29 protein-coding genes are annotated in these 26,142 nt (G+C 64.9%); 11 read left to right on the top strand and 18 right to left on the bottom strand.

Translation table 11 applies throughout. The features are described 5' to 3' along the window. The first annotated feature begins 14 nt into the window (after positions 1-14). On the top strand, positions 15-377 hold the full coding sequence (locus DTX69_RS17190) for a YdhR family protein (RefSeq protein ID WP_162917300.1): 363 nt from the start codon (positions 15-17) through the stop codon (positions 375-377). Here the strand turns inward: DTX69_RS17190 and DTX69_RS17185 are convergent. The 6 genes from DTX69_RS17185 to DTX69_RS17160 form a co-directional block, all read right to left on the bottom strand. Beyond that, positions 352-1,509 (bottom strand): VWA domain-containing protein, encoded by a 1,158-nt coding sequence (locus DTX69_RS17185; protein ID WP_119302779.1) that lies wholly within the window; start codon positions 1,507-1,509, stop codon positions 352-354. The two genes, DTX69_RS17190 and DTX69_RS17185, sit on opposite strands and share 26 nt — an antisense overlap. Next, positions 1,502-3,763, bottom strand: a complete 2,262-nt coding sequence (locus DTX69_RS17180; protein WP_119302778.1) for a DUF5682 family protein — start codon at positions 3,761-3,763, stop codon at positions 1,502-1,504. The genes DTX69_RS17185 and DTX69_RS17180 overlap by 8 nt, the downstream gene beginning before the upstream one ends. 3 nt (positions 3,764-3,766) lie before the next feature. After that, the gene (locus DTX69_RS17175; RefSeq protein ID WP_119302777.1) at positions 3,767-4,846 is read right to left on the bottom strand and encodes an ATP-binding protein; all 1,080 of its coding nucleotides are present in this window, start codon (positions 4,844-4,846) and stop codon (positions 3,767-3,769) included. Beyond that, positions 4,843-6,222 carry a DUF5691 domain-containing protein gene (locus DTX69_RS17170; RefSeq protein ID WP_119302776.1) on the bottom strand — a complete coding sequence of 460 codons (1,380 nt, stop codon included), beginning with the start codon at positions 6,220-6,222 and terminating at the stop codon, positions 4,843-4,845. The genes DTX69_RS17175 and DTX69_RS17170 overlap by 4 nt, the downstream gene beginning before the upstream one ends. A gap of 37 nt (positions 6,223-6,259) precedes the next feature. Next, positions 6,260-7,624 carry an SWIM zinc finger family protein gene (locus DTX69_RS17165; RefSeq protein ID WP_119302775.1) on the bottom strand — a complete coding sequence of 455 codons (1,365 nt, stop codon included), beginning with the start codon at positions 7,622-7,624 and terminating at the stop codon, positions 6,260-6,262. Positions 7,625-7,840: 216 nt separating this feature from the next. Then, positions 7,841-8,782 (bottom strand): AraC family transcriptional regulator, encoded by a 942-nt coding sequence (locus DTX69_RS17160; protein ID WP_119302774.1) that lies wholly within the window; start codon positions 8,780-8,782, stop codon positions 7,841-7,843. 220 nt (positions 8,783-9,002) lie between these two features. On the opposite strand from DTX69_RS17160, the gene DTX69_RS17155 reads away from it, so the two are divergent. After that, positions 9,003-10,385 (top strand): FAD-binding oxidoreductase, encoded by a 1,383-nt coding sequence (locus DTX69_RS17155; protein WP_119302773.1) that lies wholly within the window; start codon positions 9,003-9,005, stop codon positions 10,383-10,385. A gap of 60 nt (positions 10,386-10,445) precedes the next feature. Here the strand turns inward: DTX69_RS17155 and DTX69_RS17150 are convergent, their stop codons facing one another. Together DTX69_RS17150 and DTX69_RS17145 are read right to left on the bottom strand one after the other, a co-directional pair. Next, a complete protein-coding gene (locus tag DTX69_RS17150; protein WP_119302772.1) occupies positions 10,446-11,390 on the bottom strand; it encodes a PLP-dependent cysteine synthase family protein in 945 nt (314 codons plus the stop codon). 2 nt (positions 11,391-11,392) lie between these two features. After that, positions 11,393-11,776: a DUF488 domain-containing protein gene (locus tag DTX69_RS17145; RefSeq protein ID WP_119302771.1), complete on the bottom strand. Its 384-nt coding sequence runs from the start codon at positions 11,774-11,776 to the stop codon at positions 11,393-11,395. A gap of 57 nt (positions 11,777-11,833) precedes the next feature. Between DTX69_RS17145 and DTX69_RS17140 the strand changes: the two genes are divergently transcribed. Both DTX69_RS17140 and DTX69_RS17135 read left to right on the top strand, forming a co-directional pair. Further along, positions 11,834-12,280 (top strand): MarR family winged helix-turn-helix transcriptional regulator, encoded by a 447-nt coding sequence (locus DTX69_RS17140; protein WP_284735845.1) that lies wholly within the window; start codon positions 11,834-11,836, stop codon positions 12,278-12,280. Between the two features lie 60 nt (positions 12,281-12,340). After that, positions 12,341-12,919, top strand: a complete 579-nt coding sequence (locus tag DTX69_RS17135) for a 2'-5' RNA ligase family protein (RefSeq protein WP_119302769.1) — start codon at positions 12,341-12,343, stop codon at positions 12,917-12,919. Positions 12,920-13,130: 211 nt separating this feature from the next. On the opposite strand, the gene DTX69_RS17130 is transcribed toward DTX69_RS17135, so the two are convergent. Beyond that, positions 13,131-13,496 (bottom strand): YciI family protein, encoded by a 366-nt coding sequence (locus tag DTX69_RS17130; protein ID WP_119302768.1) that lies wholly within the window; start codon positions 13,494-13,496, stop codon positions 13,131-13,133. Positions 13,497-13,615: 119 nt separating this feature from the next. Continuing rightward, positions 13,616-14,338, bottom strand: a complete 723-nt coding sequence (locus tag DTX69_RS17125) for a TetR/AcrR family transcriptional regulator (protein ID WP_284735844.1) — start codon at positions 14,336-14,338, stop codon at positions 13,616-13,618. On the opposite strand from DTX69_RS17125, the gene DTX69_RS17120 reads away from it, so the two are divergent. From DTX69_RS17120 to DTX69_RS17110, 3 genes are read left to right on the top strand one after another with little or no spacing between them, the layout of a single operon-like run. After that, entirely contained in the window at positions 14,337-15,083 is a 747-nt protein-coding gene (locus tag DTX69_RS17120) for an SDR family oxidoreductase (RefSeq protein WP_119302766.1), read from the top strand. The two genes, DTX69_RS17125 and DTX69_RS17120, sit on opposite strands and share 2 nt — an antisense overlap. An 11-nt stretch (positions 15,084-15,094) precedes the next feature. Continuing rightward, the gene (locus tag DTX69_RS17115; RefSeq protein ID WP_119302765.1) at positions 15,095-15,964 is read left to right on the top strand and encodes an SDR family oxidoreductase; all 870 of its coding nucleotides are present in this window, start codon (positions 15,095-15,097) and stop codon (positions 15,962-15,964) included. A gap of 2 nt (positions 15,965-15,966) precedes the next feature. Beyond that, entirely contained in the window at positions 15,967-16,833 is an 867-nt protein-coding gene (locus DTX69_RS17110) for an NAD(P)H-binding protein (RefSeq protein WP_119302764.1), read from the top strand. On the opposite strand, the gene DTX69_RS17105 is transcribed toward DTX69_RS17110, so the two are convergent. From DTX69_RS17105 to DTX69_RS17090, 4 genes are read right to left on the bottom strand one after another with little or no spacing between them, the layout of a single operon-like run. Next, complete coding sequence (locus DTX69_RS17105) at positions 16,830-17,288, bottom strand: SRPBCC family protein (protein ID WP_119302763.1); 459 nt, start codon at positions 17,286-17,288, stop codon at positions 16,830-16,832. The two genes, DTX69_RS17110 and DTX69_RS17105, sit on opposite strands and share 4 nt — an antisense overlap. After that, entirely contained in the window at positions 17,285-17,743 is a 459-nt protein-coding gene (locus tag DTX69_RS17100) for an SRPBCC family protein (protein WP_119302762.1), read from the bottom strand. Before DTX69_RS17100 ends, DTX69_RS17105 begins: the two co-directional genes overlap by 4 nt. A 39-nt stretch (positions 17,744-17,782) precedes the next feature. Next, complete coding sequence (locus tag DTX69_RS17095; protein WP_284735843.1) at positions 17,783-18,433, bottom strand: glutathione S-transferase family protein; 651 nt, start codon at positions 18,431-18,433, stop codon at positions 17,783-17,785. Between the two features lie 29 nt (positions 18,434-18,462). Continuing rightward, positions 18,463-18,813 (bottom strand): ArsR/SmtB family transcription factor, encoded by a 351-nt coding sequence (locus DTX69_RS17090; RefSeq protein ID WP_119302867.1) that lies wholly within the window; start codon positions 18,811-18,813, stop codon positions 18,463-18,465. Between the two features lie 155 nt (positions 18,814-18,968). On the opposite strand from DTX69_RS17090, the gene DTX69_RS17085 reads away from it, so the two are divergent. After that, positions 18,969-20,324: a class I SAM-dependent methyltransferase gene (locus DTX69_RS17085; RefSeq protein ID WP_162917299.1), complete on the top strand. Its 1,356-nt coding sequence runs from the start codon at positions 18,969-18,971 to the stop codon at positions 20,322-20,324. A 6-nt stretch (positions 20,325-20,330) separates the two neighbouring features. On the opposite strand, the gene DTX69_RS17080 is transcribed toward DTX69_RS17085, so the two are convergent. The 4 genes from DTX69_RS17080 to DTX69_RS17065 form a co-directional block, all read right to left on the bottom strand. Further along, a complete protein-coding gene (locus tag DTX69_RS17080; protein WP_119302760.1) occupies positions 20,331-20,882 on the bottom strand; it encodes a GNAT family N-acetyltransferase in 552 nt (183 codons plus the stop codon). 77 nt (positions 20,883-20,959) lie between these two features. Continuing rightward, positions 20,960-21,451, bottom strand: coding sequence for a GcrA family cell cycle regulator (locus DTX69_RS17075; protein ID WP_119302759.1), 492 nt, complete (start codon positions 21,449-21,451; stop codon positions 20,960-20,962). Between the two features lie 199 nt (positions 21,452-21,650). Beyond that, positions 21,651-21,986 (bottom strand): DUF2794 domain-containing protein, encoded by a 336-nt coding sequence (locus tag DTX69_RS17070; RefSeq protein WP_119302758.1) that lies wholly within the window; start codon positions 21,984-21,986, stop codon positions 21,651-21,653. A 120-nt stretch (positions 21,987-22,106) separates the two neighbouring features. Then, positions 22,107-22,478, bottom strand: coding sequence for a hypothetical protein (locus DTX69_RS17065; RefSeq protein WP_162917298.1), 372 nt, complete (start codon positions 22,476-22,478; stop codon positions 22,107-22,109). Positions 22,479-22,689: 211 nt separating this feature from the next. On the opposite strand from DTX69_RS17065, the gene DTX69_RS17060 reads away from it, so the two are divergent. Genes DTX69_RS17060 through der form a run of 3 tightly spaced genes read left to right on the top strand, consistent with a single transcriptional unit; the run spans position 22,690 to position 26,101 of the window. Continuing rightward, positions 22,690-23,334, top strand: coding sequence for a tetratricopeptide repeat protein (locus tag DTX69_RS17060; RefSeq protein WP_162917297.1), 645 nt, complete (start codon positions 22,690-22,692; stop codon positions 23,332-23,334). Between the two features lie 17 nt (positions 23,335-23,351). Continuing rightward, entirely contained in the window at positions 23,352-24,704 is a 1,353-nt protein-coding gene (locus DTX69_RS17055) for a PQQ-like beta-propeller repeat protein (protein WP_119302755.1), read from the top strand. 8 nt (positions 24,705-24,712) lie between these two features. After that, on the top strand, positions 24,713-26,101 hold the full coding sequence (der, locus tag DTX69_RS17050) for a ribosome biogenesis GTPase Der (RefSeq protein ID WP_119302754.1): 1,389 nt from the start codon (positions 24,713-24,715) through the stop codon (positions 26,099-26,101). Positions 26,102-26,142 lie beyond the last annotated feature (41 nt).

Genomic DNA, 26,142 nt, shown 5'->3' with positions numbered 1-26,142 from the left:
ACGAAGGGAATGTCATGCAACACATGCTGATTACGGTCCGCTATCGGGTGGCGGGCAACCACGCCCATTTCCGCCACGACATGTCGAAGGCCGCCGCCATGATCGCGGAACTGCCCGGCCTCGCCTGGAAGATCTGGGGCTTCGACCAGGATCGCGGCGCCGGCGTCAGTGCCTATCTGTTCGAGAGCGAACCGGCTGCGCGCGCGTTCCTCGCCGGGCCGGTGCTCGAGCGCCTGCGCAATCGTCCCGACGTGACGGAGGTGACATTCGATATCGCGCCGGTGGATCGGGGCTTGTCGGCGATCACCGGCGCGACCCGCGCGCTTGCGGCCGTTCCGACCGGCGCAGCAATCACTCCGGCGGGCGCACCAGCTTGATGTCCTCGGTCGCGGCCCAGGCGTGGAGATCCTGCCGGCGCAGCGCCGCGGCCATCAGGCTTGGGAACTGGTCGGGCGTGCAGGCGAAGACCGGCGCGCCCAGCGCGGCGACGCGGCCCGCGAGCTCGGGATTGTACGCGGGTCGCCCCGTGTCGCTCAGCGCCAGCAGCACGATGACATTCACGCCCAGGCCGATCAGGCGGGCGATGCGCGCGACCATCTCCTCCGCATAGCCGCCCTCGAAGAGATCCGAGATCAGCACCAGGTGCGCCTTGCTCGGGCGTTCGATCCGGTCCGCGCAATAGGCGATGGCTTGGTTGATGTCGGTGCCGCCACCAAGCTGGACGCCAAACAGCACCTCGACAGGGTCAGCCAGCTCTTCGGTCAGATCCAGGACGACCGTGTCGAAGCACACCAGCTTGGTCTTCACGACCGGCAGCGAGGCCATGACCGCCGCAAAGATCGAGGCGTAGACCACCGAGCTCGCCATCGAACCGGACTGGTCGACGCAGAGAACGACCTCGTCCAGGTCGACCAGCCGCCGCTGCTGCCGCATGAAGCCGACCAGGCGCTCCGGCACGATCGTGCGCTGATCCCGCTGGTAGTGGCGCAGGTTGGCGCGGATGGTGCGCGGCCAGTCGATATCGGCGAAGCGTGGCCGATTGGTGCGGCGAGATCGGTCCACAGCACCACGCAGCGCCTCGGCGGTCTTGCGCTCGAGCCGCTCCATCAGCTGAGCGATCACCTTGGCGATGACTTGGCGCGCCGTATCCTTCGTTTTCTCCGGCATCACGTTGCGCAGCGCGATCAGATTGGCGACCAGGTTGACGTCCGCCTCCACCGCGGCGAGGAACTCCGGCTCCAGCAGCATGCGCTTGAGGCCGAGCCGTTCGAACGCATCCTTCTGGACGATCTGCACCACCGGCGCGGGGAAGTATTGGCGGATGTCGGTCATCCAGCGCGCGACGTTCGGCGCCGAGCTGCCCAACCCACCGCGCTTCTTCTTCTGATCGTCGTCGCCTTCGCCGTAGAGCGCCGTGAGCGCGGCGGACAGGCGCTGGTCTTGCGACGACAGCTGCTCATCCTCGCCACCCAGGGCCAGGCGCCAGCGCCGCTCGCTCTGTTCACTCATTGGCCGGCCCCGCAGTCAGGATTGCAGTGAGTCTTTCCAGGTGCCTTGGCCAGATCTCTTCCACATTGGGCGCGAGCGTGCGGCCGGGCAGGCCGGCACTGGCGCGGCCGAACAAGGCATCGAGCAGGCGCCTGCGCTGCATGCGATCGAGATTGGAAAAGGCACGGCGGAACAGCGGCAGGTGTTCGGTGAAATGCTGCTCGTCCAGGCTCTGCATCCAGCGATCGACGGCATCGCGCAGACCCCTGTCATGAATCAGGCGCTCGCCGCCGCCCTCGAAAAAGCCCTCGAAGAAGCCGGCGGCATCGGCCACTGCGCGGCCGGGCGACAAGGCGCGGCCAAGCAGCATTGCGGCATCGTCGGGCGACAGCTCCTCGGCCTCGTAGAGCAGGCGCGCCGACGCACCGGCGATCAGTGGCGCCACCTGCGTATCCTCGATCAGCGCGCGCAGCGCTTGGCGCCAGGCCTTCTGCTCGTCACCGCCGATCTCCGCGAGCGTCACGGCGCCGTCGGCACTTAGGATGACACCGCGCATCGTCGCCGCCGCGCCCTGATCCAGCCCGCGTGCCGCGTACGGCAAGGCCAGCGCGCCCTGAACCAGGATGCGGGTCAGCAGAAACGCAAGCTGGTCGGCATCGGTCGGGCGCGCCTGGCCGTAGCGCACGGTGTCGGCCAAGGGCGGCAATGCCGCGAGCAGCTCCAGGCAGTCCGAGGTCTGCGCCGCCCGCTGCTCGATGAGCGCAATGCCACGCTCGACTGCATCAGGTAGCCGCGCGGTGAGAGCGGAGAAGACCAGGTTGGCGAGCGCCTTCAGATCGCTCGCCTTGTCGAACTCGGCGCTGATGCGCCCGGCCGCCGCCTGGGCGATGGTGGGGCCATAGACCAGGTTTTCGACCAGGCGAACCGCGAACTCCGGCTCCCAGCGCAGCACCCAGCGCTCGCGGAACGTGCCGCGGCTGCGCCCCGCGTCCGCCAGCTTGCCCCACGGCACGCCGAGCAAGGTGAGGCGATGCAGCAGCGTCGAACGGTCGACCCCGCTCTCGCTCCGCAGATCGATGGCCAGCTCGCGGTCGAGCGCTTCGGGCTTGAGGCGCACGCGCTTCTGCTCGCGCTGCAGATCCTCGAGCAGCGGCGCCAGCGGCACATTGTCCGGAATCCGTCCGACCTCCCCGCCGATCAGCAAGTGCTGGGCGATGGTCTGCCAGACCAGGCTCTCGCCGAAACAGAGGCACGCGATCGCCGCCTCGCGCAGCTCCTCGAAACCGGGTGCCGGACGGCCGCGCAAGGCGGCGATGCTGACGGCCAGCCGCTCCGCCTCGATCACGGAAGCGGTAGAGACCAGATGCCCTTCGTCGCGCAGGGCGCCGGCGATCCGCGCCAGCCAGCGCGTGGCGATCTCGTGGCGCGGTGCTACCCACAGATGCGCGCACCAACCGGGCGCGGCGACGCCGGCGCCATAGCCGCTCGCGAAGGCCAGGCGTGGCGAGGTCCATGGCGCCCAGGTCGCCATGATCTTCTGCCTGGGCGCGCCCTTGAGCAGTGCGCGATCGGCCGTGGTGGAGACTTTCGCCCGCAGCGCCGGCACGTGCCAGGCGCCGCAGACGACGGCGATAGCGCCTTCTGTCTCCTTCGCTGCCTTGGCGATCTCCAGCCGCATATGCGCCTCGCGCGCAGCCTCCTTGCCTTGCACCGGCGTCGACGCTTCGCGCAGCGCCGTCATCGCCTCGGTAATCGCGGCGAACACCGGACCAGGCTTGGGATTCTCCTCGATGATGTCGCGCCACCAGCTTTCGCCGTCTTCGTAGCCCCCTGCCTTCGCTAGCACGCCGACCGGATCGCGCTCGAGCATTTGCACCTCTGCATCAGGCTCCGCCTCCGGTGCGCCATCGGTCGCCTCGGCCTCGGTCTCGGCGCTTTCCTCCGATGGAGGGGGCGCCAGGCGCCAACTGGCGGGCAGATCGATGAAACGCGCCGTAGCACCGCTACGCACCGCCCAGCAGGCCGCCTGGTATTCCGGCGAATAGGTCGCGAACGGCCAGAAGATCGAGCGCGTCGGATCGTCCGCAGCATAGGTAAGCAAAGCCGCAGGCGGGACCATCGCCGGATCGGCTAGCATCGGCAGCAGATCCGATGCATCGCTCGGCCCTTCGATCAGCACCATCGACGGCCGCAGCTCGTCGAGCGCCTCCACCAGGCGCCGCGCGGAGCCCGGCCCGTGATGGCGAATGCCGAAGATGCGGATCTCGGACGCCATGGATCAGGTGAGATCGCTCAGCATGTGATAGTAATCGGCATAGTCCGGCCGCTTCTTCAGCACGGTTTCGAGATATTCCTCCAGCACTACCTTGTCCTGCACGGGGTCTTTGACGATCGCGCCAATCATGTTAGGCGCGAGACCCTCGGCCGAGAGCTTGCCGCCGTTGAAGAACGCAGCCTGGCTCAGCCCGCCGATCATGACGGCGATCGCCTCTGCGGTGGACAAGGTGCCGGAGGGTGTCTTCAGCGTGATCTTGCCGTCCATGGTCGCACCACCGCGCAGCTCGCGGAAGATGGCGACCACGCGCGCGACTTCCTCGCTCACGTTCTTCGGCGCCGGCAAGTCCAGGCTCTGCGCCATCTCACCGACGCGCTTGGTCACGATCGCGATCTCCTGCTCCATGTCGTCCGGCAGAGGCAGCACCACCACGTTGAAGCGGCGCTTCAAGGCCGACGACAATTCGTTGACACCTTTGTCGCGGTTGTTGGCAGTGGCGATCACATTGAACCCGCGCACGGCATAGACGGATTCGTTGAGCTCGGGGATCGGCATCATCTTCTCCGACAGCACGGTGATGAGCGTATCCTGCACATCCGATCCCATGCGCGTCAGCTCTTCCAGGCGGCACAGCTTGCCCGCTTCCATGGCGCGGAACAGCGGCGTCGGAACCAGTGCCTGGCGCGACGGGCCGTGCGCCAGCAACTGGGCGTAGTTCCAGCCGTACCGCACCTGGTTCTCATCCGTGCCGGCGGTGCATTGGATGACCATGGTGGAATCGCCGCTGACGGCGGCTGCCAGATGTTCCGAGACCCAGGACTTCGCCGTGCCCGGCACGCCGAGCAGCAGTAGCGCGCGATCAGTGGCGAGGGTCGCGACCGCCGTCTCGATCAGGCGCTTGTCGCCAACGTATTTGGCGCTGATCGGCATACCGTTCGCCGCCTTGCCACCCATCAGATAGGTGACGGCGGCGCGCGGCGAGAGCGCCCAGCCTGGTGGCCTGCGCTCCTTGTCGTCCGCTTTCAGCGCCTCGAGTTCGGCAGCATGGATCTTCTCCGCGGGAAGGCGCAGTGCTTCGGTCAAGGCTTGGTCTCCTGTGTCAAAGCGGCATTGAGGTGCAAGAGCTCGAGTCTCGGATCGGCGGGCGAGAGACCCCTGGATGTGACGCGGCTGATCAGCTCGGCTGCGGCACGCGCATCCGCCAGCAAGGCGACGCGATTGAGCGTTGATTCCAGCATGGGCTCGATCGTCGTGCGCGTCTTGTCGTCGGCCTCCAGAACGCTTGCGATGGAGCTCTCCAGAGCGGCATAGCCGGGCGACTTCTCTAGTGCCGATATCGGCGCCTCGCCCAGGGTGCTACCCATCAGGACCACGGTCGTTTCGAACAGGTTCGGATCGCGCACCAAGACGGGCGACAGGACGGCGCGGCGTTCCGTTGGTGTCAGCCGCGGACCGAGCCAGCGCGCATGCGCGAACGGGAAGTCAGTGTCATGCACCATGCGGTCCAGCAGCAAGCGGCGTGCCTCATCCGACCCGGTCGCGCCGATCATCTGCACGAACTCAGCGATGCCGTCCTCGACACCGGCGGGCGCGCTCTCGAGCAACTGCTGTTCGCTGAGCCCAAGCGCTTGCGCGAGGTTGGAAAAGCTCACGAGCTTGAACAGCTCCCGCCGCCGCGTGTTCTGCGTCGCGTTCTTGAGCGGCTTAATCACCAGCTGTGTGCGCCGCGTGACCAGTCCGACTTTGCCGACCTCCAGCATCTCCGCCAACTCCTTTGCCAGCGCATCGGAGTCGGAGTGACGGCCGAGCCGTGCGAGATAGGCGGAGGCCAAGGCCTGCACGCGTTCGGACCGATCCTTCGCCAGCGTCGCGAGGAACTCCGCGTCGTCCGCCGACAGGTTGTTTTCCAGGATTTCGATTAGCTTCACGCGCCGTTCGGCCGCTTCCGTCGCCGCCTTCGCGGCAATGATGGCGCGCGCCGCTGCGGGATCGCGCTGACGCAAGGCGGCGAGCTCGACGCGCCGCTCGGCCCACGACCACTGGTCATAGTTCTCGAGCGTGAGGTCGGAGGCCGGCGCCGCCTTGCTTTCGGCACGCACCCAGTCGAGCCACGGGGCGTAGAGATCGGGCGCCCAATCGTCGCGTGGCGAAGGCATCCAATCAGCGGGATGCATGGCGAAGCCGCGCGCGGTGACCAGATCGATCAGCGACCGTTCCAGCGAGGCGCCGTTCTTCCGCGCCAGCAACCGGCGCAGCCGCGGCCGCGCGCCCTCGGGTACAGTCGGAAAGGCGAGGGCCGGCAGGAGCGGGCGTGGTGCGATGGGCGCGGGTGGCGCCGGCCGGAACAGCACCGCAGTTGCGTGGCCGGTGAGCGCGATGAGCGCGCATTCTCCGCCATCGCCCGACGTGCCGTCGCGCCAAGCGACCGGGCAATGCTCCAGCGCCGAACGTCCGGCCATCCACGCGTTGCGGATTCGTGCAAGGGATGAGTCGATGTCACGCATCGAAGCCCAGCGTCCCCCAATTCGTCTGCGCGGCGATCAGCGAGAGCCGCGCGCCGTCCCAGATGCCGGCCGCGCTCTCGATCGACGCACCCAGCGCGAGTGCCGGCGGCACGTCGCGCAACGGCGCCCACATATCGCTATTTGACCGCCACCACGCACGGCCCGCTGCGTCCGCGCAGATCCGGCCCTCCGGCAACAGCAGCGGCGCGTCGATCCGCCATGGCGCAACCAGCATCTGCTCGGCATGGTCCGCAAACGGATCGTCGCCCGCCGTCGGCCAGTCAGCGGACGCTTTTTCCGGATCGCCGCGCGACGCGATCACGGCGCGCAGTGGCGCCTTGGCGGGATAGAAGGCGAGCTCCGCGCTGAATCGCTCGCCGGCCACGAATGCGCCTGCGCGGCGACCCGCGGACGCGGGGAAGAAGTCGAGCAGCATGGCAAAACGCTGCGGCCCGGGGCCCACGTTCATGAGCCACGTCGTCTGGCTCACCAATCCGTCGCGCCGCGTGGCAATGCGTTCGCCCAGGACCTCCCACCGCGATGTCACGCGCAGTGACTCGGCATTGGCCAGCACGTCATCCCGCGTCTCCGATGCGATGACCTCGCGGCGCAGCTCCGGCTCATCGGGATTGGCGCGCCACGCGCGGACAAGAAGCACCAGCTTGCCCAGTTCCTGAATCGCAGCGTCGACACGCTCCTCCGCTGACAGGCTCAGCAGCCGGGACGGCATCTCGTCGACGCGGCTGGCGAGGGCGTTGGCCTTCGCGTCCACCAGCCGCGCGGCAATGCGCCGGCATCGACCGCCGAGATCGCCGAGAAAGCTGGTGAGACCGGTGCGAAGCTGGTCGGCGATCCAGATTTCGAGCTCCTCGGTCGCGGCAAGAACCGATCGCCGCGTATCCTGGGCGCGCTTTTCGGACGCTGCCTTCCTCCGTACCTCCGCTTCCGGATCGGGAGCGCTTTCGGCGGCTTCCGCGCGCGCGGCATCCAGGCTCTTGGCACCGCCGGATTGAGCAGCGCCGCCGCCGCTCTTCCGGCGCCGGCCCATCCAGTCATTGACCCAATCCGGTACGTCGCCGGCTTTGAAGGCGGATTCGTCCTCGACGAACATCCACATCAGGGCCAAGGCGTGCTTGCACGGAAACTTGCGCGAGGGGCAGGTGCATTTCGACCCCGGATCAGCGGTGTCGGCGACCACGCGGTAGGGATTGGCGCCGGAGCCTTGGCATTCGCCCCAGATCAGTCCGCCGGATCGGCCGCGCGCCGGCCATTTCGCGGGCTGCAGCAATTTCGATGCGGCGGCAAGCGCGCTCTGGTCCGGAGCCATCGCCTCGATTGCGCCGCGAGTCAGTGCCATGCGCCGCTCCCCCGATCACTCACTGCAACGCGTATGGCCGCCGCGCTTGACGGCTGCATCCAGATGAAAACCAATCGCCCAAGTCTATTTTGATGGCAGTGTACGGAAGATATCCGTGTACCGTTTTACAAATCAACAGGTTACGGTTTTGTAAACGGATCAGGCCGCCGCATCACCTTTCGTCTGATTAGCGGCCGCCCCCAAACCGGAACTGCGTCAATCGCGCGCTAGCGCGCCGGTGGTTGAGCGGCGCCAGCTGCCTGGCGGCATGCCGACGATGCTCTTGAAGGCGCGATTGAAGGCTGCCTCGGACTGGTAGCCGACCTTCTCTGCGACGATCTCGACGGTCGCACCCGGCTGCTTCAGCGCATGCGCTGCGAGCTGCATGCGCCACTTGGCGAGATAACGCATCGGCGTCTCGCCGACGCATCTTGCGAAGCGCTCGGCGAAGATCGCGCGCGACATGCCGCTCTCGCGCGCTAGCTTCTCGAGCGTCCAGTCGCGCGCCGGCTGCGCGTGGATGAGCTGCAGCGACTTGCCGATCTGCGGGTCGCGCAGCCCCGCGAGCCAGCCGCTCGAATGTTCCGGCAACTGCTCGATGTAGCGCCGTAACACCCGCACGAACAGCAACTCGCTCAGCCGCGCCAGGATGGTCTCGCTTCCGGCGCGATTGTGCTCGAACTCGGCGATCGCATTGTGGATCAGGTCCACTTCGATATGGTTGCCTTCCGGCGGTCGCTTCGCCAACACCTGAGAAGGCAGTGCCTCGAGCAGCGGATTGAAAGGTGTCGCATCGCATCCGAAATAGCCGCAGACAAAGTGGAGCTGCTCCGGTTCATCGCCAAGATGCATCATGATGGGAAGCGGTTGGCCGTCGTACCGGTGGTAGGCCTCCAATCTCGGCTCCTCCCGCTCGCCACGATTCGTCACGAAGATGTGGCCGTGCCCATGGGGATAGATGACGATGTCGCCCTCGCAGAACTCGGCGGATGGATCATCGCCATCGATCGACTCCACCCAGCATCGCCCGGCCAGCATGATGTGAAACGGTATGACATTGGCTGCGCCGGGCATCAGGCGATGTCCGACCAGCGCCATGTTGGGGGTATGGGCGCGCACTGGTTCGCTGGCGCGCACATTGAAGAAAAACGGCTCCATCCAGCCGCACGGCCTTCAGTACATCCGATAGTACGTCCATGGGCGGCTCCCTTAACGCGCAGGACGAACTGCAAATGAATCCGGACGCGAGATCAACTCGGCGTTGGATTCAAGACGATCTGCAATTGAGTTCCGATGGACCGGCATAGCCCGATTTGACCGGGAAATCTACCCTCGCGCGCCTCGAAAGCCCATATCGACGCAGAAAGTGAGGAACTTCATGCACGGCTCGTTCAATTCATCCGATTTCCCGCACCGCCTGCGGGACCGCCTCATCAGCCAGGATCACCCCGACTACGACGCGGCGCGCGCGCTCTACAACGGGATGATCGACAAGCGCCCCGCCTGGATCGTGCCCTGCGCCGACGTGGAGGATGTCATCGCCGCGGTCAACCACGCGCGCACCCATGACCTGCTGCTGGCCATCCGCGGCGGCGGCCACAACGGCGCCGGCCTCGGCAGCTGCGATGGCGGGCTGGTCATCGACCTGTCGCCGATGAAGCGCATCCACATCGACCCCAAGTCCCGTATCGTCCCGGTCCAGGCCGGCTGCACCCAGGGCGAGGTCGACGCGGCGGCCAGCAAGCATGGCCTTGCCGTTCCGGCGGGCATCGTGTCGACCACCGGCATTGCGGGCCTGACGCTGGGGGGCGGCACCGGCTATCTCACGCGCAAGCACGGCCTCACCATCGACAATCTGGTTTCGGCGGAGGTGGTGTTGGCGGATGGCCGGCTGGTCACGGCAAGCGAAAAGGAGAATGGCGATTTGTTCTGGGCGCTGCGCGGCGGTGGCGGCAATTTCGGCGTGGTGACCAGCTTCACCTATCGCGCGCACCCCGTCGGCGATGTGTATGCCGGCCCGATTCTCTATGACATCGCTCATGCCGCGGAAATCATGCACTGGTACCGTGACTTCCTGCCCACGGCGCCGCGCGAGCTTGCCGTCTTCTTCGGCCTGAAGATGGTGCCATCGTGCGAGCCGTTCCCGAAGGAGATCTGGGGGCGCCGGATCTGCGCCCTGATCTGCTGCTACAACGGCAGCGAGTCCGCGGGCAAGGAGGCGATGCGTCCGGTACGGGAGGCCTTGCCCGCGCCGCTGCTGGACGGCGTGGCACAGATGCCGTTCGTCAGCCTGCAGGCCATGTTCGATCCGCTGCTTCCCAAGGGGCTGCAATGGTACTGGAAGGGCGACTATGTCGACGAGTTGCCCGACGCTGCCATCGCGACGCACATCGAGCATGGCTCGAAGAGCCCGAGCGAACTCTCGCTGATGCATCTCTATCCAATCGACGGCGCCGTGCAGGAGGCGGCACCGGACGCCACAGCTTGGGGCGCCCGGCGGGCACGCTGGTCCATGGTGATCGCCGGCATTGATCCGGATCCCGCCAAGGCGCCCGCGCTCAAGCAGTGGGCCAGGGACTATTGGGCTGCGATCCACAGGCACAACAAGCATGGCGGTGCCTACATCAACTTCATGATGGATGACGAGGGCGAGGAGCGCGTGCGCGCGTCCTACGGCGCGAACTACGACCGGTTGGTGGCGATCAAGGGCGAGTACGACCCGCTCAACCTGTTTCGCGTCAACCAGAACATCAGGCCCTAAGACTCTGCGGCAGGCGGACCGCAAACCGGGCCGCCTGCCGCAGCCGTACGGACGGCCGGATCAGGCAGCTTCGCGCCGCTTGTAGATATCTGTGCTGAGATACTTCAGCCCGGAATCTACCAGCAGTGTGGCAATGGTTGCGCCGGGCCCCAGCCGGCGACCGAGTTGGATGGCGGCAACCACGTTCGCGCCCGATGACGTGCCGGTGAAAAGCCCTTCCTCACGCGCCAGCCGCCGCGCCATTGCTTCGCCGTCGGCTGTCGACACGGGGATGATATCGTCCACCAGGCTCCGGTCCCATAGCGGCGGCGCGTAGCCGATGCCGATTCCCTCGATCTTGTGAGCGCCGGGTTGCCCACCGGATAGGACGGCGGATTCGGCGGGCTCGACGGCCACGATCTTGACCACCGGATTGTTGCGCCTCAGCACGGTGGCGACGCCCCTCAAGGAAGCCGTCGTGCCGATGGATTGAACGAAGGCGTCGACCTTGCCCCCGGTCTGCATCCAGATCTCCTCGCCCATCGGATAATAGCCGGCGATGCTGTCCGCATTATTGAGTTGGTCCGTCCAGTATGTGCGGGGCTCTCTGCTGATCTCCTTCGCGGCCGCGATCATGTCGTAGAACAGCTTCCTGGTGAAGAGGCCCCCTTCGCTTTCGATCAGTGTCAATTCCGCGCCGAACGCCGCCATCTGGGAGAGCTTCTCCTCGCTGAACGCGCGGGAGGTAACGATGCGTAGTCGGTAGCCCTTGGCAGCACAAACCAGGGCCAGGGATGCGCCCGTGCTGCCGCCGGTATATTCGACAACGGTGTCACCGGGCTTCAGCCTTCCGTCAGCCTCCGCTCGTGCTATCATTGCCTGCGCCATGCGATCCTTCATGCTGCCGGTCGGATTCTGTCCCTCGACCTTTACGAAGATCCTGGCACAATCCGGCGGCAGCACTCTGCGCAGTTCCACCAGCGCCGTGTTGCCGATCGCTTCCAATACACTGCTGCTTGCATGCATGATTATCCGCCTTTCTGGCCTGCTTTCCCCTTCCTCATCCATTGCAGGAGGGCCACGGCGTTGTTGTGCTCCTCATCACGCGCCGCATAGAGCAGGGTCACCCTTCTCTTGCGCAGATGACTGCGCAGCTCCTTCACTGCGTGTTCCATCGCTGCGTTCTCCAGTTCGGCGCCATAGGCGGCGCAGAACGCGTCCCAGTCCGCCGGCTTGCCATGGAAGCGCTTGCGCAGCGCGTGGCTCGGCGCAATGTCCTTGAGCCAGAGATCGACCTTCGCCTTGTCCTTCGGGATGCCGCGCGGCCACAGCCGGTCGACCAGGATGCGCATGCCGTCATCCGCCGCCGGCTTCTCGTAGACTCGCTTCAATCCGATGCGTGCCTTCGTCATGAGAACGCTATCTATGTAGATACAAATAATGTATATACATGAATCATGACCTCGTCAATGCAGCGCAAGACCTTGCGCACCGATGCCCGCGCCCTGGTGGAGAGCTGTGCCGGCTGGAACAGCCGGCTGGCTGCCCGGCGCATCACCCAGTTCCTGGACCGCGAGCTGGCGGACAGCGGCCTGTCCGTGGCCCAGCTCGGCCTCATGGCGCAGATCGCCTCGGCCGGGGACGATACGCTGGGCGCCCTGGCGCGCAGCACGGGCCTCGAGCAATCCACCTTGTCGCGCAATCTGCGCACCCTCGAAGGGCAGGGGCTGATCGAGATCGCCGTGGTGGAGAGCGATCTCCGGCGCCGTGCGGTGTGGCTGACCGAAGCCGGCGCGCGACGGCTGGAAGCTGCGGTCCCCCTGTGGCGCAAGGCGCACGCCAGGTTGGCGAAGCTCCTCTCACCCGACCTTCCGCGGCGCCTCGCAAATCAGGCTGAAGCGCTTATCGACAGCTGAGTGTTGCACCTTCGGCGGGCGGGTAGGAAGCTGATGTAAGGCCGTGCCGGAGGGCCAACGATGCCGGAGCAACTGTCCTTCGCGGGTTTCGAAGCCTCGCCGCTGCCGACGGAGAGCGTGTTCGTGGCGATTCTTCCGGACGAGGAAGCGTCCGTGCGCATCGCGCAGATCGCACGCCGCGTGCGTGACAAGCACAAGCTGACTGGCCGGCCGCTCGCAGTGTGGCGCTTCCATGTCTCTCTGCACTACGTTGCCTCTCATGTTTCCGCGAACGTGGTTGTTGAGGCGAGCGACGTCGTCTCCACAATCGAAATGCCGCCATTCCGCGTTGCCTTCGATCGCGTGAAGAGCCTGCGCGGCAACCGGCGCGACCGGCCCTTGGTCCTCGCCGGCGGCGATGGCCTCGTCGGGCTGGTACAGTTTCAGCACAAGCTCGGCCCGGCGATGGAGCGCGCCGGTCTTGGACGCTGGATCGGGCCGAGCTGGCTTCCGCATCTCACCCTGCTCTATGGCAGCCGAGAGGTCGAAGAACAGGCGATCGAGCCGGTAAGTTGGACCGTCCGCGAGTTCGCGCTCGTGCACAGCCTGCTCGGCCGCAATCGCTACATTCCGCTCGCGCGCTGGCCGTTGCGCGGGTGAGAGCAGGTTGCCGCGGAGTATGGATGTGAGGTGCACAAACTGCGTGCGCTCATTGCCGCACCACGCGGTTTCAGCGCGGTGGCCAGCGTGCGGCTGCCATGGACCAGGATGCCGCCGTGTAGCTCCTTCTTCGGCTTGGCCACTCCTGTCACCGTGTCGCCTTGCAGCAGATGAGTGTTGTTCCATGCCGAAGCGCTCACCCCTCGCGTGATCAGGCGTTCGCGAAATCTTCGGCCGTAAAGAGCGGCCTGATCTCGACGTCGGTCACTTCGGGGTGCGGATTAGGGCAGCGCTTCAGCCATTCGACCGCGTCGTCCATGGACTTGACCTCCCAGAGCCAATAGCCGGCGATCAATTCCTTGGTCTCGGCGAACGGCCCGTCGATCACGGTGCGGTTCTGCCCGGCAAAGCGCACGCGCTTGCCCTTGGAACTCGGATGCAGGCCCGCGCCATCCAGCATGATCCCGGCCTTCTGCAGTTCCTCGTTATACTTGCCCATATCGGCCAGCAGCTGCTGGCTCGGCATTTCGCCGGCCTCGGAAGCCTTGCTCGCTTTCACAATCACCATGACTTTCATGGACTTATCTCCTGTTGAAAATGGATCTGCGGGGAAGGGCGGAACGCACCTTCTATCTGGACGACGAACGCCGTCGTCGAAAGCCGACAGAGAAATGAAATTTTTCGGACGCGCTGGATCTAGTTTCGCGTCAGCGTTTGCCACGCCGCCATCGCACCATCCACGGCTGCCATTAGGGCAGAACGCGACGCTCCGTCCCAGGCTCGCACGCCAAGCCCGTGCACAACGGTCGTATAGAATGCCGCTATGCCGCCCACGTCGAGTCCGGGCGGAAGTTCGCCATCCGTCACTGCGCGTTCGAGGCGCTGTTTGATCACCTCCGCTGCGCGCTGCCGGATCGCCTTCACATAATCCTGCGCGCCTTTGTTCGCGGGCGAGCAGTTGGTCGCACCAACGACGAGCAGGCAGCCGTGTGGCTTGCCCGGACGCGAGAACGATTCCGCCGTTAGCCGCAGCATCGCTTCAACGCCCTCGCGCGCGGTTTTTGCGTCGTGCAGCGCCCGCACAGCCGGATCGCCGATCGTAGCAACATAGAGGTCGACCGCTTCCTCGAAGAGTTCCTCCTTCGATCCGAAGGCGTGATAGAAGCTCGGCGGACTAATCCCGCCCATGGCCCTTTGCAGCGCTTCCAGCGTCGCGCCCTCGTAGCCATGCGCCCAGAACAGCTCCATCGCACGATGGAGCGCTTCTTCTCTGTCGAAGGTGGCGGGCCGGCCTCGCCTGGGCATCAATAACCTTTCTATAGCAATGACTATAAAATTCTTGACAGCCGGATGCAAGCGCAACTCTATTGTATAGTATAAACTACATAAATCGTAACCCTTCGCTCGGGAGCTGATCATGACATCGTCACGGTCCGTCGCGCTCATTACCGGTGGTACCACCGGAATCGGTCTTGCGACGGCGCGGGTTCTTCACGAACGAGGCCTCGACGTACTCGTCACCGGAAACAACCCGGAGACCATTGCGGCCGCGCAGCGCGCTCTTCCGAAAGAGATCGTGGTGATCCGGGCGGATGCCCGGTCGCTGGCCGATGCGGACAAGACGGTAGCGGAGCTGCGGGCGCGTTTCGGCAAGCTCGACACCGCTTTCCTTAATGCCGGTATTGGAAAGATGCTGCCAATCGAAGCGGTCGACGAAGCGACATTCGATGAGCACTTTGCCGTCAACGTGAAGGGCCAGTTCTTTTTACTGCAAAAGATCCTGCCGCTGATGAGCGCCGGCGGGTCGGTAATCTTCAACTGTGCGGTTGGCGCGTACAAAGGCGTTCCGAATTGGTCCGTCTATACCGCGACTAAAGGTGCGCTCATGGCGATGGTGCGCGCGCTCGCTGTCGAGCTGGCGCCGCGCGGCATCCGCGTCAATTCCGTAAGCCCGGGACCGATCGACAACGCCGCCTTTCAAAAGCTCGGCTTGCCGCCGGAGACAATGTCAGCATTCCGTAAGCTCGTGCCTGAGCGCGTGCCTCTTGGGCGCTTCGGCCTGGACGAGGAGATTGCCGGAGCCGTCGCGTTCCTCGCCTCCTCCGCCGCCAGCTTCGTCAATGGCATCGATCTTCGGGTCGACGGCGGCATGGCAGCGAGTTGAGAGGCAGCGACATGACGACTCCGTTGATCTTGATCATTGGTGCAACCGGCACGATCGGCCGCGAGCTGGTGCCGCAGCTTGCGGGGCGCGGGCAACGCGTGCGAGTCGCGGTCCGCGATCCAGGCAAGGCCGCCGCGGGATTCGGAAGTGGCATTGAGATCCTTCAAGCCGATCTTGCCGAACCTGATACCTTGGTTGCGGCGTGTGCGGGTGCGGATAAGGTCTTTGTGGTCTCCAATGGACCAGGCATTCGGCTGGAGCCAAATCTATACAAGGCCGCGGCGTCGGAAGGCATCAAGCATATCGTGCGGGTGTCCGCGCTGGAGATAGAGTTTCCGGAGCTGGCCGCGACGCCGCTCGGCCAATGGCATCTGGAGGCGGAACAGCACCTCCGCGCCTGCGGCATTCCTTGGACGCTCTTGAGGCCCAGCTATTTCGCATCCAATACCCGGTTGCCTTTCATCATTGACCTGCAGGCGGGCGCCTTCCTTCCGAGTGGCCATGGAAGGGAAGCTCCGATCGACCCGCGCGACATCGCCTCGGTGGGTGTCAAGGTAGTGACGGAAGAGGCCCATGACGGTGAAGTGTATCTGCTCACCGGCCCCGCGCTGCTCAGCTTCAGCGAGATGACGGCGAAGGTCAGCGCCGTACTCGGCAAGCCGTTAAAGCACGTTGACGTGACAGAGGAGGAAGCGCGCAGGCGCTTCCTGTCGCTAGGAATACCGGCCGCTTTCGTCGAATCGCTTCTCGGGCACTTCGCGGCCACACGAGCGGGACGCGCCTACGTGACTGACACCACCTCCCGTCTGCTCGGCCGAGCAGCGCGTACCTTCGATGAGTGGTTACGTGACAATGCGGCAATCCTGAAGGAAGGATTATAAGAATGGATCGACCGCTGATCCTGGTGATAGGCGCCACCGGAACGGTGGGATCCGAACTCGTCGGCCAACTCGCTGATGGCGAATATAGAGTACGCGCTCTGGTTCGTGACCCGGCCAAGGCGAGCTTCAGCGATAGGATTGACGTCGTGGTCGGGGACCTTGCGAAGCCCCAGACACTTACCAAGGCGTTTGCGGGGATCGAGCGGGTTTTCGTCCTCGCGCCGCCGGTCCCCGAGCTCGAAGCGCTCGAAGCCAACGCCTTCACGGCTGCCCGCGAAACGGGCGTCAGGCACATCGTCTATCTTTCGAATTTCGGCGCCGGCTCTTTCGCGGAGGATCTCTGGCAAGCACACGGCGCGAACGAACAGCGCCTGCGGGAGTCACCCATGAGTTGGACGATCCTGCGGCCGGTGCGCTTCATGACCAACACGCCGTACGGTTGGGCATCGGTCCGTGACCGGGGGCTGCTGATCGAACCACACGGCGGCCGCAAAGTTACCATGATTGATCCTCGTGACATTGCGGCTGCGGCCGTGGTCGCGCTCACGCAGATGGGACACGAAGGCAAGACCTACGAGCTTGTCGGCGACGCTTTGACCGGCGATGAGATGGCGCAGTGTCTGTCAACCGCGCTTGGGAAAGCGATCACCTTCGTCGACGCCGGCGAGCAGGAAACCCGCGACGACCTGCTGCGCTCAGGATTTCCTGCTTCGATCGTGGAAAAGATACTGTTCTACTTCCGCACGTTGCGGGAAGGCCGTTGGTACGAGACGTCGACCCTTGGCGAGCTGCTGGGAAGGGCGCCGCGTCGCTATGCAACCTGGCTTCAGGACAACCTGGCGCGCCTTGCAGATCAAGTCAGCAGCTAACGCCGCAATTCCGCGCCGAGCTGATCCAGCAGGATGCGCGTGCCGCGCTCGCGGCTGCCGGCATCGTCGTAGCCGTCGAGGAAGACGCCCTGCTCGGTGATGGTGAGGCGCGTGCCGGCGCCCTCCGGCTTCAACTCGACCGTCGCCAGGGAGACGGAGATGTGCCGGTCGTCGAGGCGCATGTCGTAGCTGTAGATGATGCGCTCACCCGCCACGATGTCGAGATAGACGCTGTCGAAGGTGGAGACGACACCGCTTCCCTTCCGGCCGCGGAGCCGCTCCTTGCCGCCGACGCGGAAATCCATCGCCCGTTCGATGAGGTGCCAATCCGCCGGCCCGACAAACCAGCGTGCCTTGATCGCCACATCGGACCAAGCCCTGAACACGCGTGCCGGCGCCGCGTCGTAGACACGCTCGAGCGTGAAGGTGCCGTGGGTCGCCGATCGCCCGCTCATGATTGCAGCGCCCGGCCAAGCGCTTCGAGCAGGTGGCCCCAGCCGCCTTCGCGCGCCTCCACGTTGTCGTAACCATCGAGAAAGGCACCCTGCTCGGTGCAAATGAGCTTCGTGCCGGCGCCCGCTGGCTTGAATTCGAAAGTCGTGAGCGAGGCAGAGATGCGATTCTCGCCGATGGTCATGGTGTAGGCGAAGATGATTCGCTCGTTCGGCACGATGTCGTGATAGGTGGTGTCGTTGCGGATGAGTTCGCCGCCACGAAAGCGAAATCGGCTGCGCTCATAGCCGCCGACCTTGAATTCGCCGGTGAACTCCTCGACTTGCCATCCTTCGCCTTCGACGTACCAGCGTCGCTTGATCGCCGGATCGGCAAATGCGTTGAACACTTTCGCCGGCGGCGCATCATAGGTCTGCTCGAGCGTGAAAGTCGCATGGGTCACCGATCGCTCGGTCATTCTGATCTCCTCATGTTGCTCGCTGAAACAAGTGGCGCCCTACTTCGGCACCATCGAGAAATACGGCTCTGCTTCCTTGAGGACACGGGCGTAGGACGGCCGCTCCATCAAGCGGTCGAGATAGGCCGCCGTGTTCCTGTGCGTGTCACGGAACGGCGCCACCATATCGGCGTAGAATAAGGCCGGCGCGGCGGCGCAATCGGCCATGGTGAACTGATCGCCCATGGCCCAGCGATTGTGCGCCATGTCCTCCTCGATCATGCCGAGCGAGACTTTCAGCAGATTACGGGCCTCTTCGACGCCATGCGCGTCGTTCCTGCCCTCGGGCCGCAGCCGGTCCGTCACGATCTTCTGCATCGGCGCATTGACGTAGAGATCATGGAAGCGGTCGCGCAGGCGCATCTGCCGGCACAGGTCGCGATCCGCGGGGAACAGCTGCGTCTGGCCCGGAAAATACTGCGCCAGATACTCGATGATGATGCTGGTCTCCGGGATCGTCCGGTCCTTCGCTTCGTCGCGCAGCACCGGGATCGTTCCGATCGGCCAGATCGCCTTGAATTCTTGCGCATCGCCGAGTAGGTCGACGATGCAGGGCTCGAACGGCGTCGCGGTCTCGTAGAGCGCGATCAGCACCTTATGACAGAAAGAAGAGAGGGGATGGAAATAGAGCTTCAGCGACATGACCATCATTCGTTTCCGGAAATGAACTAAGTCGTTCTCTACGCGCTGCTCTTGTCCGTCTCCTCTTGCTCGGCGGCGAGAATCTCGCCGAGCCGGTCGAGGCGGCGCTCCCAGATCGTGCGCCGCTCCGCAATCCATTGCTCCGCGGTCCGCAGCGCCTTTGGTTCGAGGTGACAGGTGCGCACGCGACCCACCTTCTCCGATCGGACCAAACCGCTCGCCTCGAGCACCTGTAGGTGCTGCACGACCGCCGGCAGGGACATGGCGAGGGGCTTCGCCAACTCGCTCACCGACGCCGGTCCGCGGGTCAGCCGCTCCACCATTACCCGCCTGCTGGGGTCGGCGAGCGCTTGGAACATGAAATCGAGCGCGACCGATTGGTTAAGCATGTGCTTAAGTATCATCAGCGACTCGGCTTTGCAAGGGGCCGTTGCAGCACGGGAGCAACAGCAAGTGGCTGGAAATCCTCCTGGTTCTTCTCCGGACTTGCTTTCCTGAAGTTTTTCCTGATTCCTTGGCAGGCTGCTTCTGGGGGGTGTGGCCTTTGACAAAAGAGACGCCGATCGGCGCTGAAAAGATCGCGTTAGGTGAGGCCGCAGGCGCAACCGGCGTTCCAATCGAATTGGGTAATTGGTGGTCGCGGCTCGGCGGCGGCTTTGTCACGCCCGCGATGTTCTGGGCGCCCGATCGGGTCGATGCCGTGCCGCGCTCGGAGCATGTGCCGTTCCTGTTCTGGCTGGTGGATGCCCTGCGCCCCATGGCGCTGGTGGAACTGGTCGAGGCGCCGTCCGCGTCCTATCTGGGCCTTTGCCAGGCGGTCAGCCGGTTACGCTTGCCGACGCGCTGCTACGCAATTTCCGGTAGCGGCACGAGCCGCGACGAGCGCACGCAGTATCACAATGCACGCTATGCGCAGTTCTCGCAGTTCCTGCCAGCCGAGCAGATGTTCGAGCGTTGCGAGGACGGCACCATCGATCTCATTAGCATCGATGCGATGGAGCGCGGAGCGCTGGCGCAGCACTATCGCGCCTGGCTGCCGAAGCTCTCCAAGAGCGCGATCATGCTGGTCCACGGCATCGACGATCCGGCGATCGCGACAGAGACGCTCGAGCTGTGGCACGTGCTTGCGGAGAAATACCCGCATTTCGAATTCGTGCATGGCGGCGGTCTCGGCGTCCTCGGCATCGGCGAGGATCTGCCGCCCGCCCTGCAGCATCTCTTCTCACTCGATGCGACAGCCACGCGGGCGCTGGAAGTGCGCGAGATGTTCGCGCGGCTGGGCGGCATGGTCGCCATCCAGGCCGAGCTGACCGACGTCCGCCGCCGCTTGCATGCGGCCCTCGACAGCGACCAGGTGGCCAAGCTTGAGTCCGCGCTGAGCGCGGCGAAGGACGCCCTGGCCGCGGCGCGCGTCGATCACGTGAAGACGCTGAAGCGCCTGCGCAAGGTCGAGGAAAGCATCTGGTGGCGCATCACCAAGCCGGCGCGGCGGCTGGTCAAGAATCACCGCTGGGCCATCTACAACATGCGGCAATGGGCGATGTGCGCCTATTGGATCACGACCTTCCGCTTCGCCCGCATGAAGAAGCAGATGAAGCCGTACCGCCATGCCAAGCTGGTGCTGAGGAGCGGCCTGATGCACGAGGCGTGGTATCTCCGCCAATATCCCGACGTGGCGGCAGTCGGCATCCCGCCGGCGTTGCATTACGTGCTCTATGGCGGGTTCGAAGGCCGCGACCCTTCGCCGATGTTCTCGTCGCAGGCCTATCTCGAGGCCTATCCCGACGTGCGTGTGATGAAGACCAATCCGCTGGTCCATTATCTCCAGAAGGGCCGCTACGAGAACCGCACCATCAGCCCCTCGACCGCCAAGCCCCCGCTCGCCAACGGCAGGCGCTGAGCCACGTTAACGATCTGATTTGCGGCGCTTGTCTGTAGGCATGCGGGGGCCTTCGATCAGGCGCGCCATGGACAAAGAATCGACATACGCTCCGTTCCGGATCGAATAGGCACGGTGCGTGCCCTCGATCTCGAAGCCGAACTTGCGATAGAGCGCGATCGCGCGTTCGTTGTCGGCATACACGTTGAGCTCCAAGCGCCGCAGGCCGAGCCAATTATCGGCGAGCTCGAGAGCCGCCTTCATCAGGGCCGAGCCGACGCCTTTGCCCTGCCAGTCGTCGCGCACGGCCATGCCGATCTCTCCCACATGCGCGCGGCGCGGGCGGGTGAAACGCGTGAGGCCGAGATTGCCGACCAGCTCGCCGTTCACCGTCGCGACCAAGGCGTGGTGATTGTCGCTTGGCTCCGCCAGGCGCTTGCGCCAGAGCTCCGTGCTCTGCAGCGGCAGCTGCAGGGTCTGCGCATAGGCGTTGCGATGGGTGAAGAGCCGCGTGAGCGCATCAACGTCCGCGACCTCCGCGGCACGCACGTCGATCGTGATGCGCTTGGCTTTCCTCATCGATCACAACCGTACAAAAAAGCGGCCGGGCACCCCCTCGTGGCCGGCCGCAACCCCCGAGAAATGCGGCGCGGGAGTTACGCCGCCTCCGACTTCCGCTGATAGGCCTGCTGGCAATGATGCGCGCAATAAGGCCGGCCCGGCTCCGACGGCTCGCCGCAGAAATGGAAGCCCGGCTGCTTCGGATCGCCCATCGGCCAGGAGCAGCTCTTGGTCCCGCCATGCGCGCGCACCGGCGGATAGCTGCGCGTCTGCTCGCGGGGCGCAGGCGGCTGGCTCGCCGTCGCGCCGCTCTCCTGCGGCTGCGCCGGCAGGGCCCGCTGCAGGGTCATCATCGGCTTCGGCTGCGGCGCCAGGGCGCGGCGCGGAACCGGCCGGCGTTTCGGCGTCGCGCTGCCGCTGGCGTCGCGCTTGATCGGCGACGGCCGGCCGGTGAGCCCAAGGCGATGGGCCTTGCCGATAACCGCATTCCGCGTAACGCCGCCAAGGGCTACCGCAATTTGGCTGGCGGTCTGGCCTTGCCCCCAAAGCCGCCGCAACATTTCAATTCTCTGTTCGGTCCATTCCATGCCCGCCTCCGACAAGTCCACAGATCGCCCCGAGATCTTGAGCTTTTGTCATCTTCCCACCACAAGACCTTGAGTGGCAAGGGCGTTTTCTCAAAATCTTGTGGATAGACGTCATTCGCCCGCAATATCTAGGACAGAACCGGAACGGTACAGCCCGATTAAGGCGATTTCGGGGCTTCTGCCAGCAGTCGGTTAACGTTTAGTTAACAGCAATGAGTTGCCTGCTCAGCACGTCGAGAATGTCTTTGAGGGATCGGCTGGAGGCCAGCTGACCGTTGCGCGACTGCAGAATATATTTGGGGTCGCGGTCACCGCGCAGCAGCACCTTCGTGATGGCAAACAGGGGCTGTTCCTGGGAGCGGCGGTAGATCGAGAACACCGCCATGTTGCTGCGATGGTCGATTGCGTAATCGCGCCACAAACCGCGCGACACCTGACGGCTATACACGGAGAGAATGCGCATGAGATCGGCGCGGTCGAAGAAGACCTTGCCGGCGCGGGGCCGGTAGTCACTCAGCAGGACCGGCTGCGGCATTGCTCCTGCACAACATTGTTCATTGCGCCTCCGACAGGCCTTCTCGACTCGGGCAAACGCCTCTCGCTGACGAAAGTTCACCGCAAACCCACGCTTTCGTCCAGATGTTCCGAAGCGTTTCTAGTGCACGCGGATCTCGTCGGTGGCGGTAGGATCGGGCCTCTCGTAGCAGGTCACGAGCCCGAGCCGGCGATAGCAATAACCGGCCAGGTCGCGGCGCTCCCGCGCTTCCTGGGCGGCAATTTCGGCGGCGCTCCGGCAATAATTGCCGGTATCCTTGTATCTCAGGAAACTGCAGTCCTGTCCGGTGATGGCAGAGACCGCGTGGTCCGAGGCCAGCTTGCCGGTCTGGTTGAGGGCGACTCCTTCCACGCCGGCATAAACCGCAGCTGCCGGGGTAAGGGCGAGTGCGGTGCAGCCGCTCAGACAGGCCAGCAAGGCAAAGCCAGCCAGAGGGGCGAGGGAGCGCCAAAGTGTGTCCCGAATAGGCATGGATTTCAGCTTTCCAGTCTGTCCTGCCGATCTTTCAGCAAGAAGCGTTCCAACTGGTTAACCGCGGCAAAAAAGCCCTTTACACAGTTTGCCATCGCCGGGGTCAGCCGCTATGTTACGGCCCATTTTGTTAATCGATCCCGTGGGTTGCGCACGTCGACGGAACGAAGCGACGGCCAGGGAGCAGAGCGGGACAGCGGAGACATCACGCGTGGCAGACATTTTCCACGAGATCGAGGAGGATCTCCGTCGCGACCAAGCGGCCGCGATCTGGAAGAAGTACGGCAATTTCATCATCGGGGTGGCGCTGGTACTCGTGCTGGCGGTGGCTGCGCATTGGGGCTGGAGGGAATATTCGACCCGCCAGCAGCTGCAGGCGTCGGCGGATTTCCTCGCCGCAGCCGCGGCGAGCGATCTCAAGCAGCGCGAGGCAGCCCTTTCCACTGTCGCGGCCGAGGGCGGCATCTATGGCGCGCTGGCGCGCTTCCGCCTGGCGGAAACCGCGATCGAGGCCGGCGATAAGGACAAGGCCCGCGGCATCCTGGGCGAGATCGCCAAGGACCAAGGCACCGACAAGCCACTGCGCGATCTGGCAGCGATCCAGGCGGCGCTGCTGGAACTCGAGATCGGCAAGCCGGAAAACGCCGCGGAGCTGGTCAAGGACCTGATGAAGGAGGGCGAAAGCTATCGCCTGTCCGCGCTGGAGATCACGGGGCTCGCCGCCCTCGCGGCGGGCGACAAGGAGAAGGCCAAGGCGAGTTTCGAAGCCGTGAAGAAGACTGCGGAGGAAGAAGCCGTACTGGGTGCTGGCTTCGCGCAGCGGGCAGACCAGCTGCTCGATCGGCTCGGCAACTGAGCGGCGTGGGGGAAATCATGAGCGGGTTTCGGGAAACGGCACGCGCTGTGCGCCGCAGCGCTGCATCGGTGATGGTGTTGAGCACACTCTTTCTGCTCGGCGGGTGCGGCTGGTTCGGCGACAGCGAGAAGCCGCCCTTGCCCGGTGAGCGCGTTTCGGCACTCCAGCTCAACAGGCAATTGAATGTCGATCCGGAGCTGGCGGGCACCGATGTCATCCTGCCGGAGCCGTATGTGAACAATGCGTGGGCCCAGGCAGGCGGGAACCAGACGCACGCCATGTATCACTTGAAGGCGAATTCAGGTGCGCTGCAGCAGGTGTGGTCGGTCGATATCGGCGCTTCGGCCAGCTCCGACAACCGCCTGCTGGCCGAGCCCATCGTCGCCGATGGCGTTGTATACGCGATGGACGCGAATTCGATTGTCAGCGCCCTCGATGCCGCCAGCGGCAGGCAAATCTGGCGTAAGGATCTGACGCCGGACGATGAAGATGATGACCTGTTCGGCGGCGGGATCGCCTGGTCCGAAGCCGGCGTCGTGATTTCGACGCCCTTCGCACGCGTATTCCTGCTCGATGCCAAGACCGGCGAGGTGAAGTGGGAAGCAACGGCACCGGCGCCGATGCGCTCCGCCCCCGCGGTCAGCGACGGGCGCGTGTTCGTCATCACCATCGACAATCAGCTGCTGGTCTATGCGCTGGATGACGGTCGCAAGCTGTGGTCCAACGCCGGTGTCGAAGAAGCAGCCGGTCTGCTCGGCGGCACGACGCCGGCGGTGGACGGCGACATCGTCATCGCGGCCTACACCTCGGGCGAATTGCTGGCATTCGATGTGACGGACGGACGTTCGATCTGGACTGAATCGCTCGCCGGCGGCGCGCGCGGCAACGCCATCGCGACGTTGACCGACATCCGCGGCCGGCCGGTGATCGATCGCGATTTTGTCGTCGCGATCGGCAATGGCGGCGTCATGGCCGCGATCGACAAGGAGCGCGGCGGCCGCGTGTGGGACAATGGCCTCGGCGGCACGCAGATGCCCTGGGTCGCAGGCGACTTCGTCTTCGTGCTGACCAACGACAGCGAGGTCGTGTGCCTGTCGCGCCAGGACGGCCGCATCAAATGGATCACCGCTCTGCCGCAATTTGAGAATCCGCAGGAGAAAGAGGACCGCATCTATTGGTCCGGCCCGGTGCTGGTCAGCGATCGTTTGCTGGTGACTGGCTCCAGCGGCATGGCCGTCGCCCTCTCGCCCTATGACGGCAGTATCATCGGCAAACAGACGCTGCCCGATTCCTCGCACCTGCCACCGGTCGTCGCCAACGAAACCATCTATATCCTGTCCGATGACGCGCGGCTGATCGCGTTGAAATAGCGAGCCCCATGGCGTTCACCGTTGCCATCGTCGGCCGACCGAATGTCGGCAAATCGACCCTGTTCAATCGCCTGGTGGGCAAGAGGCTGGCCTTGGTGGATGACCAGCCGGGTGTCACGCGCGACCGGCGCTTCGGCGCGGGGCACCTGGGTGATCTCGACTTCACCGCGGTCGACACCGCGGGCCTCGAGGATGTATTCGACGAATCCCTTGAAGCGCGCATGCGCGAGCAGACGGAGGAAGCGATCCGCCACGCCGACGTCGCGCTGCTGCTTATCGATGCGCGCGCCGGCATCACGCCGCTCGACGAGCATTTCGCCAGGCGCCTGCGCAAGACCCGGACGCCGATCCTGTTGATCGCCAACAAATGCGAAAGCAGGGCGGCGGAGGCGGGCCTGGGCGAAGCCTTCCGCCTCGGCCTCGGTGCGCCGATCGCGATCTCCGCCGAGCATGGCGAAGGGATGGGCGAGCTCTATGACGCGCTGCGCGCGGTGGCGGACCGGAAGGAGGCCCAGCTCGAGGACGTTGCGGCCGATCCCGACGCGGAATTGGAGGCGCTGCCAGAGGACGAAGCCGAGGCGCCGAAGGTGCTGCAGCTCGCCATCGTGGGCCGGCCCAATGTCGGCAAGTCGACCCTGGCGAACGCGCTACTCGGCGAGGAGCGCCTGCTGACCGGACCGGAGGCCGGCATCACGCGCGATGCCATCGCTATCGATTGGGAGTGGAAGGGGACACCGATCCGCCTCATCGACACCGCGGGCCTGCGCCGCCGCGCGCGCGTGGTGGAGAAACTGGAACGCCTGTCCGGCGCCGATACCGATCGCGCGGTGCGCTACGCGCACGTGGTCGTGCTGGTGCTGGACGCCAACGACATGCTGGAAAAGCAGGACCTCACCATCGCGCGCCATGTGGTCGAAGAAGGGCGCGCGCTGGTGATCGCCGCCAACAAGTGGGATGCGATCGAAGACAAGACCGAAGCGCTCAAGAGGCTGAAGGAGCGGGTGGAGAAATCGCTGCCTCAGGTGGCCGGCGTTCCGATCGTGACCTTGTCGGCGCGCTCCGGGCGCAATCTCGACAAGCTGATGCAGGCGGTGCTGAAGATCTACGACGAGTGGAGCAAGCGGGTGCCGACCGCGCAGCTCAACCGCTACCTGGAGGCCGCGACCGTCGCGCATCCGCCACCGCTGGTGCGCGGGCGCCGCATCAAGCTGCGCTACATGACCCAGATCAAGACCCGGCCGCCGACCTTCACGTTGTTCGCGGCGAAGGCGGACGAGCTGCCGGACGCCTATGCGCGCTACCTCGTCAACGGCATCCGCGAGCGCTTCGACCTCAAAGGCACGCCGATCCGGCTCTATCTCCGGCGCACGGATAATCCGTTCGTGGAAAAGGCGTAGTTCGACAATTCTGGTTCCATGGAGAGCGCCAGAATCGTGGT

This window comes from Dongia deserti (genome assembly GCF_003574735.1).
GTDB lineage: Bacteria > Pseudomonadota > Alphaproteobacteria > Dongiales > Dongiaceae > Dongia_A > Dongia_A deserti.
Note: the sequence above shows the minus strand (reverse complement) of the source record. Positions and strands in the feature narration are given on the sequence as shown.

Coding starts and splice junctions, on each gene's coding strand:
- DTX69_RS17190 (WP_162917300.1), top strand. CDS start 15: ATGCAACACATGCTGATTACGGTCCGCTATCGGGTGGCGGGCAACCAC.
- DTX69_RS17185 (WP_119302779.1), bottom strand. CDS start 1,509: ATGAGTGAACAGAGCGAGCGGCGCTGGCGCCTGGCCCTGGGTGGCGAG.
- DTX69_RS17180 (WP_119302778.1), bottom strand. CDS start 3,763: ATGGCGTCCGAGATCCGCATCTTCGGCATTCGCCATCACGGGCCGGGC.
- DTX69_RS17170 (WP_119302776.1), bottom strand. CDS start 6,222: ATGGCCGGACGTTCGGCGCTGGAGCATTGCCCGGTCGCTTGGCGCGAC.
- DTX69_RS17165 (WP_119302775.1), bottom strand. CDS start 7,624: ATGGCACTGACTCGCGGCGCAATCGAGGCGATGGCTCCGGACCAGAGC.
- DTX69_RS17160 (WP_119302774.1), bottom strand. CDS start 8,782: ATGGAGCCGTTTTTCTTCAATGTGCGCGCCAGCGAACCAGTGCGCGCC.
- DTX69_RS17155 (WP_119302773.1), top strand. CDS start 9,003: ATGCACGGCTCGTTCAATTCATCCGATTTCCCGCACCGCCTGCGGGAC.
- DTX69_RS17150 (WP_119302772.1), bottom strand. CDS start 11,390: ATGCATGCAAGCAGCAGTGTATTGGAAGCGATCGGCAACACGGCGCTG.
- DTX69_RS17145 (WP_119302771.1), bottom strand. CDS start 11,776: ATGACGAAGGCACGCATCGGATTGAAGCGAGTCTACGAGAAGCCGGCG.
- DTX69_RS17140 (WP_284735845.1), top strand. CDS start 11,834: ATGCAGCGCAAGACCTTGCGCACCGATGCCCGCGCCCTGGTGGAGAGC.
- DTX69_RS17135 (WP_119302769.1), top strand. CDS start 12,341: ATGCCGGAGCAACTGTCCTTCGCGGGTTTCGAAGCCTCGCCGCTGCCG.
- DTX69_RS17130 (WP_119302768.1), bottom strand. CDS start 13,496: ATGAAAGTCATGGTGATTGTGAAAGCGAGCAAGGCTTCCGAGGCCGGC.
- DTX69_RS17120 (WP_119302766.1), top strand. CDS start 14,337: ATGACATCGTCACGGTCCGTCGCGCTCATTACCGGTGGTACCACCGGA.
- DTX69_RS17125 (WP_284735844.1), bottom strand. CDS start 14,338: ATGATCAGCTCCCGAGCGAAGGGTTACGATTTATGTAGTTTATACTAT.
- DTX69_RS17115 (WP_119302765.1), top strand. CDS start 15,095: ATGACGACTCCGTTGATCTTGATCATTGGTGCAACCGGCACGATCGGC.
- DTX69_RS17110 (WP_119302764.1), top strand. CDS start 15,967: ATGGATCGACCGCTGATCCTGGTGATAGGCGCCACCGGAACGGTGGGA.
- DTX69_RS17105 (WP_119302763.1), bottom strand. CDS start 17,288: ATGAGCGGGCGATCGGCGACCCACGGCACCTTCACGCTCGAGCGTGTC.
- DTX69_RS17100 (WP_119302762.1), bottom strand. CDS start 17,743: ATGACCGAGCGATCGGTGACCCATGCGACTTTCACGCTCGAGCAGACC.
- DTX69_RS17095 (WP_284735843.1), bottom strand. CDS start 18,433: ATGATGGTCATGTCGCTGAAGCTCTATTTCCATCCCCTCTCTTCTTTC.
- DTX69_RS17090 (WP_119302867.1), bottom strand. CDS start 18,813: ATGCTTAACCAATCGGTCGCGCTCGATTTCATGTTCCAAGCGCTCGCC.
- DTX69_RS17080 (WP_119302760.1), bottom strand. CDS start 20,882: ATGAGGAAAGCCAAGCGCATCACGATCGACGTGCGTGCCGCGGAGGTC.
- DTX69_RS17075 (WP_119302759.1), bottom strand. CDS start 21,451: ATGGAATGGACCGAACAGAGAATTGAAATGTTGCGGCGGCTTTGGGGG.
- DTX69_RS17070 (WP_119302758.1), bottom strand. CDS start 21,986: ATGCCGCAGCCGGTCCTGCTGAGTGACTACCGGCCCCGCGCCGGCAAG.
- DTX69_RS17065 (WP_162917298.1), bottom strand. CDS start 22,478: ATGCCTATTCGGGACACACTTTGGCGCTCCCTCGCCCCTCTGGCTGGC.
- DTX69_RS17055 (WP_119302755.1), top strand. CDS start 23,352: ATGAGCGGGTTTCGGGAAACGGCACGCGCTGTGCGCCGCAGCGCTGCA.
- der (WP_119302754.1), top strand. CDS start 24,713: ATGGCGTTCACCGTTGCCATCGTCGGCCGACCGAATGTCGGCAAATCG.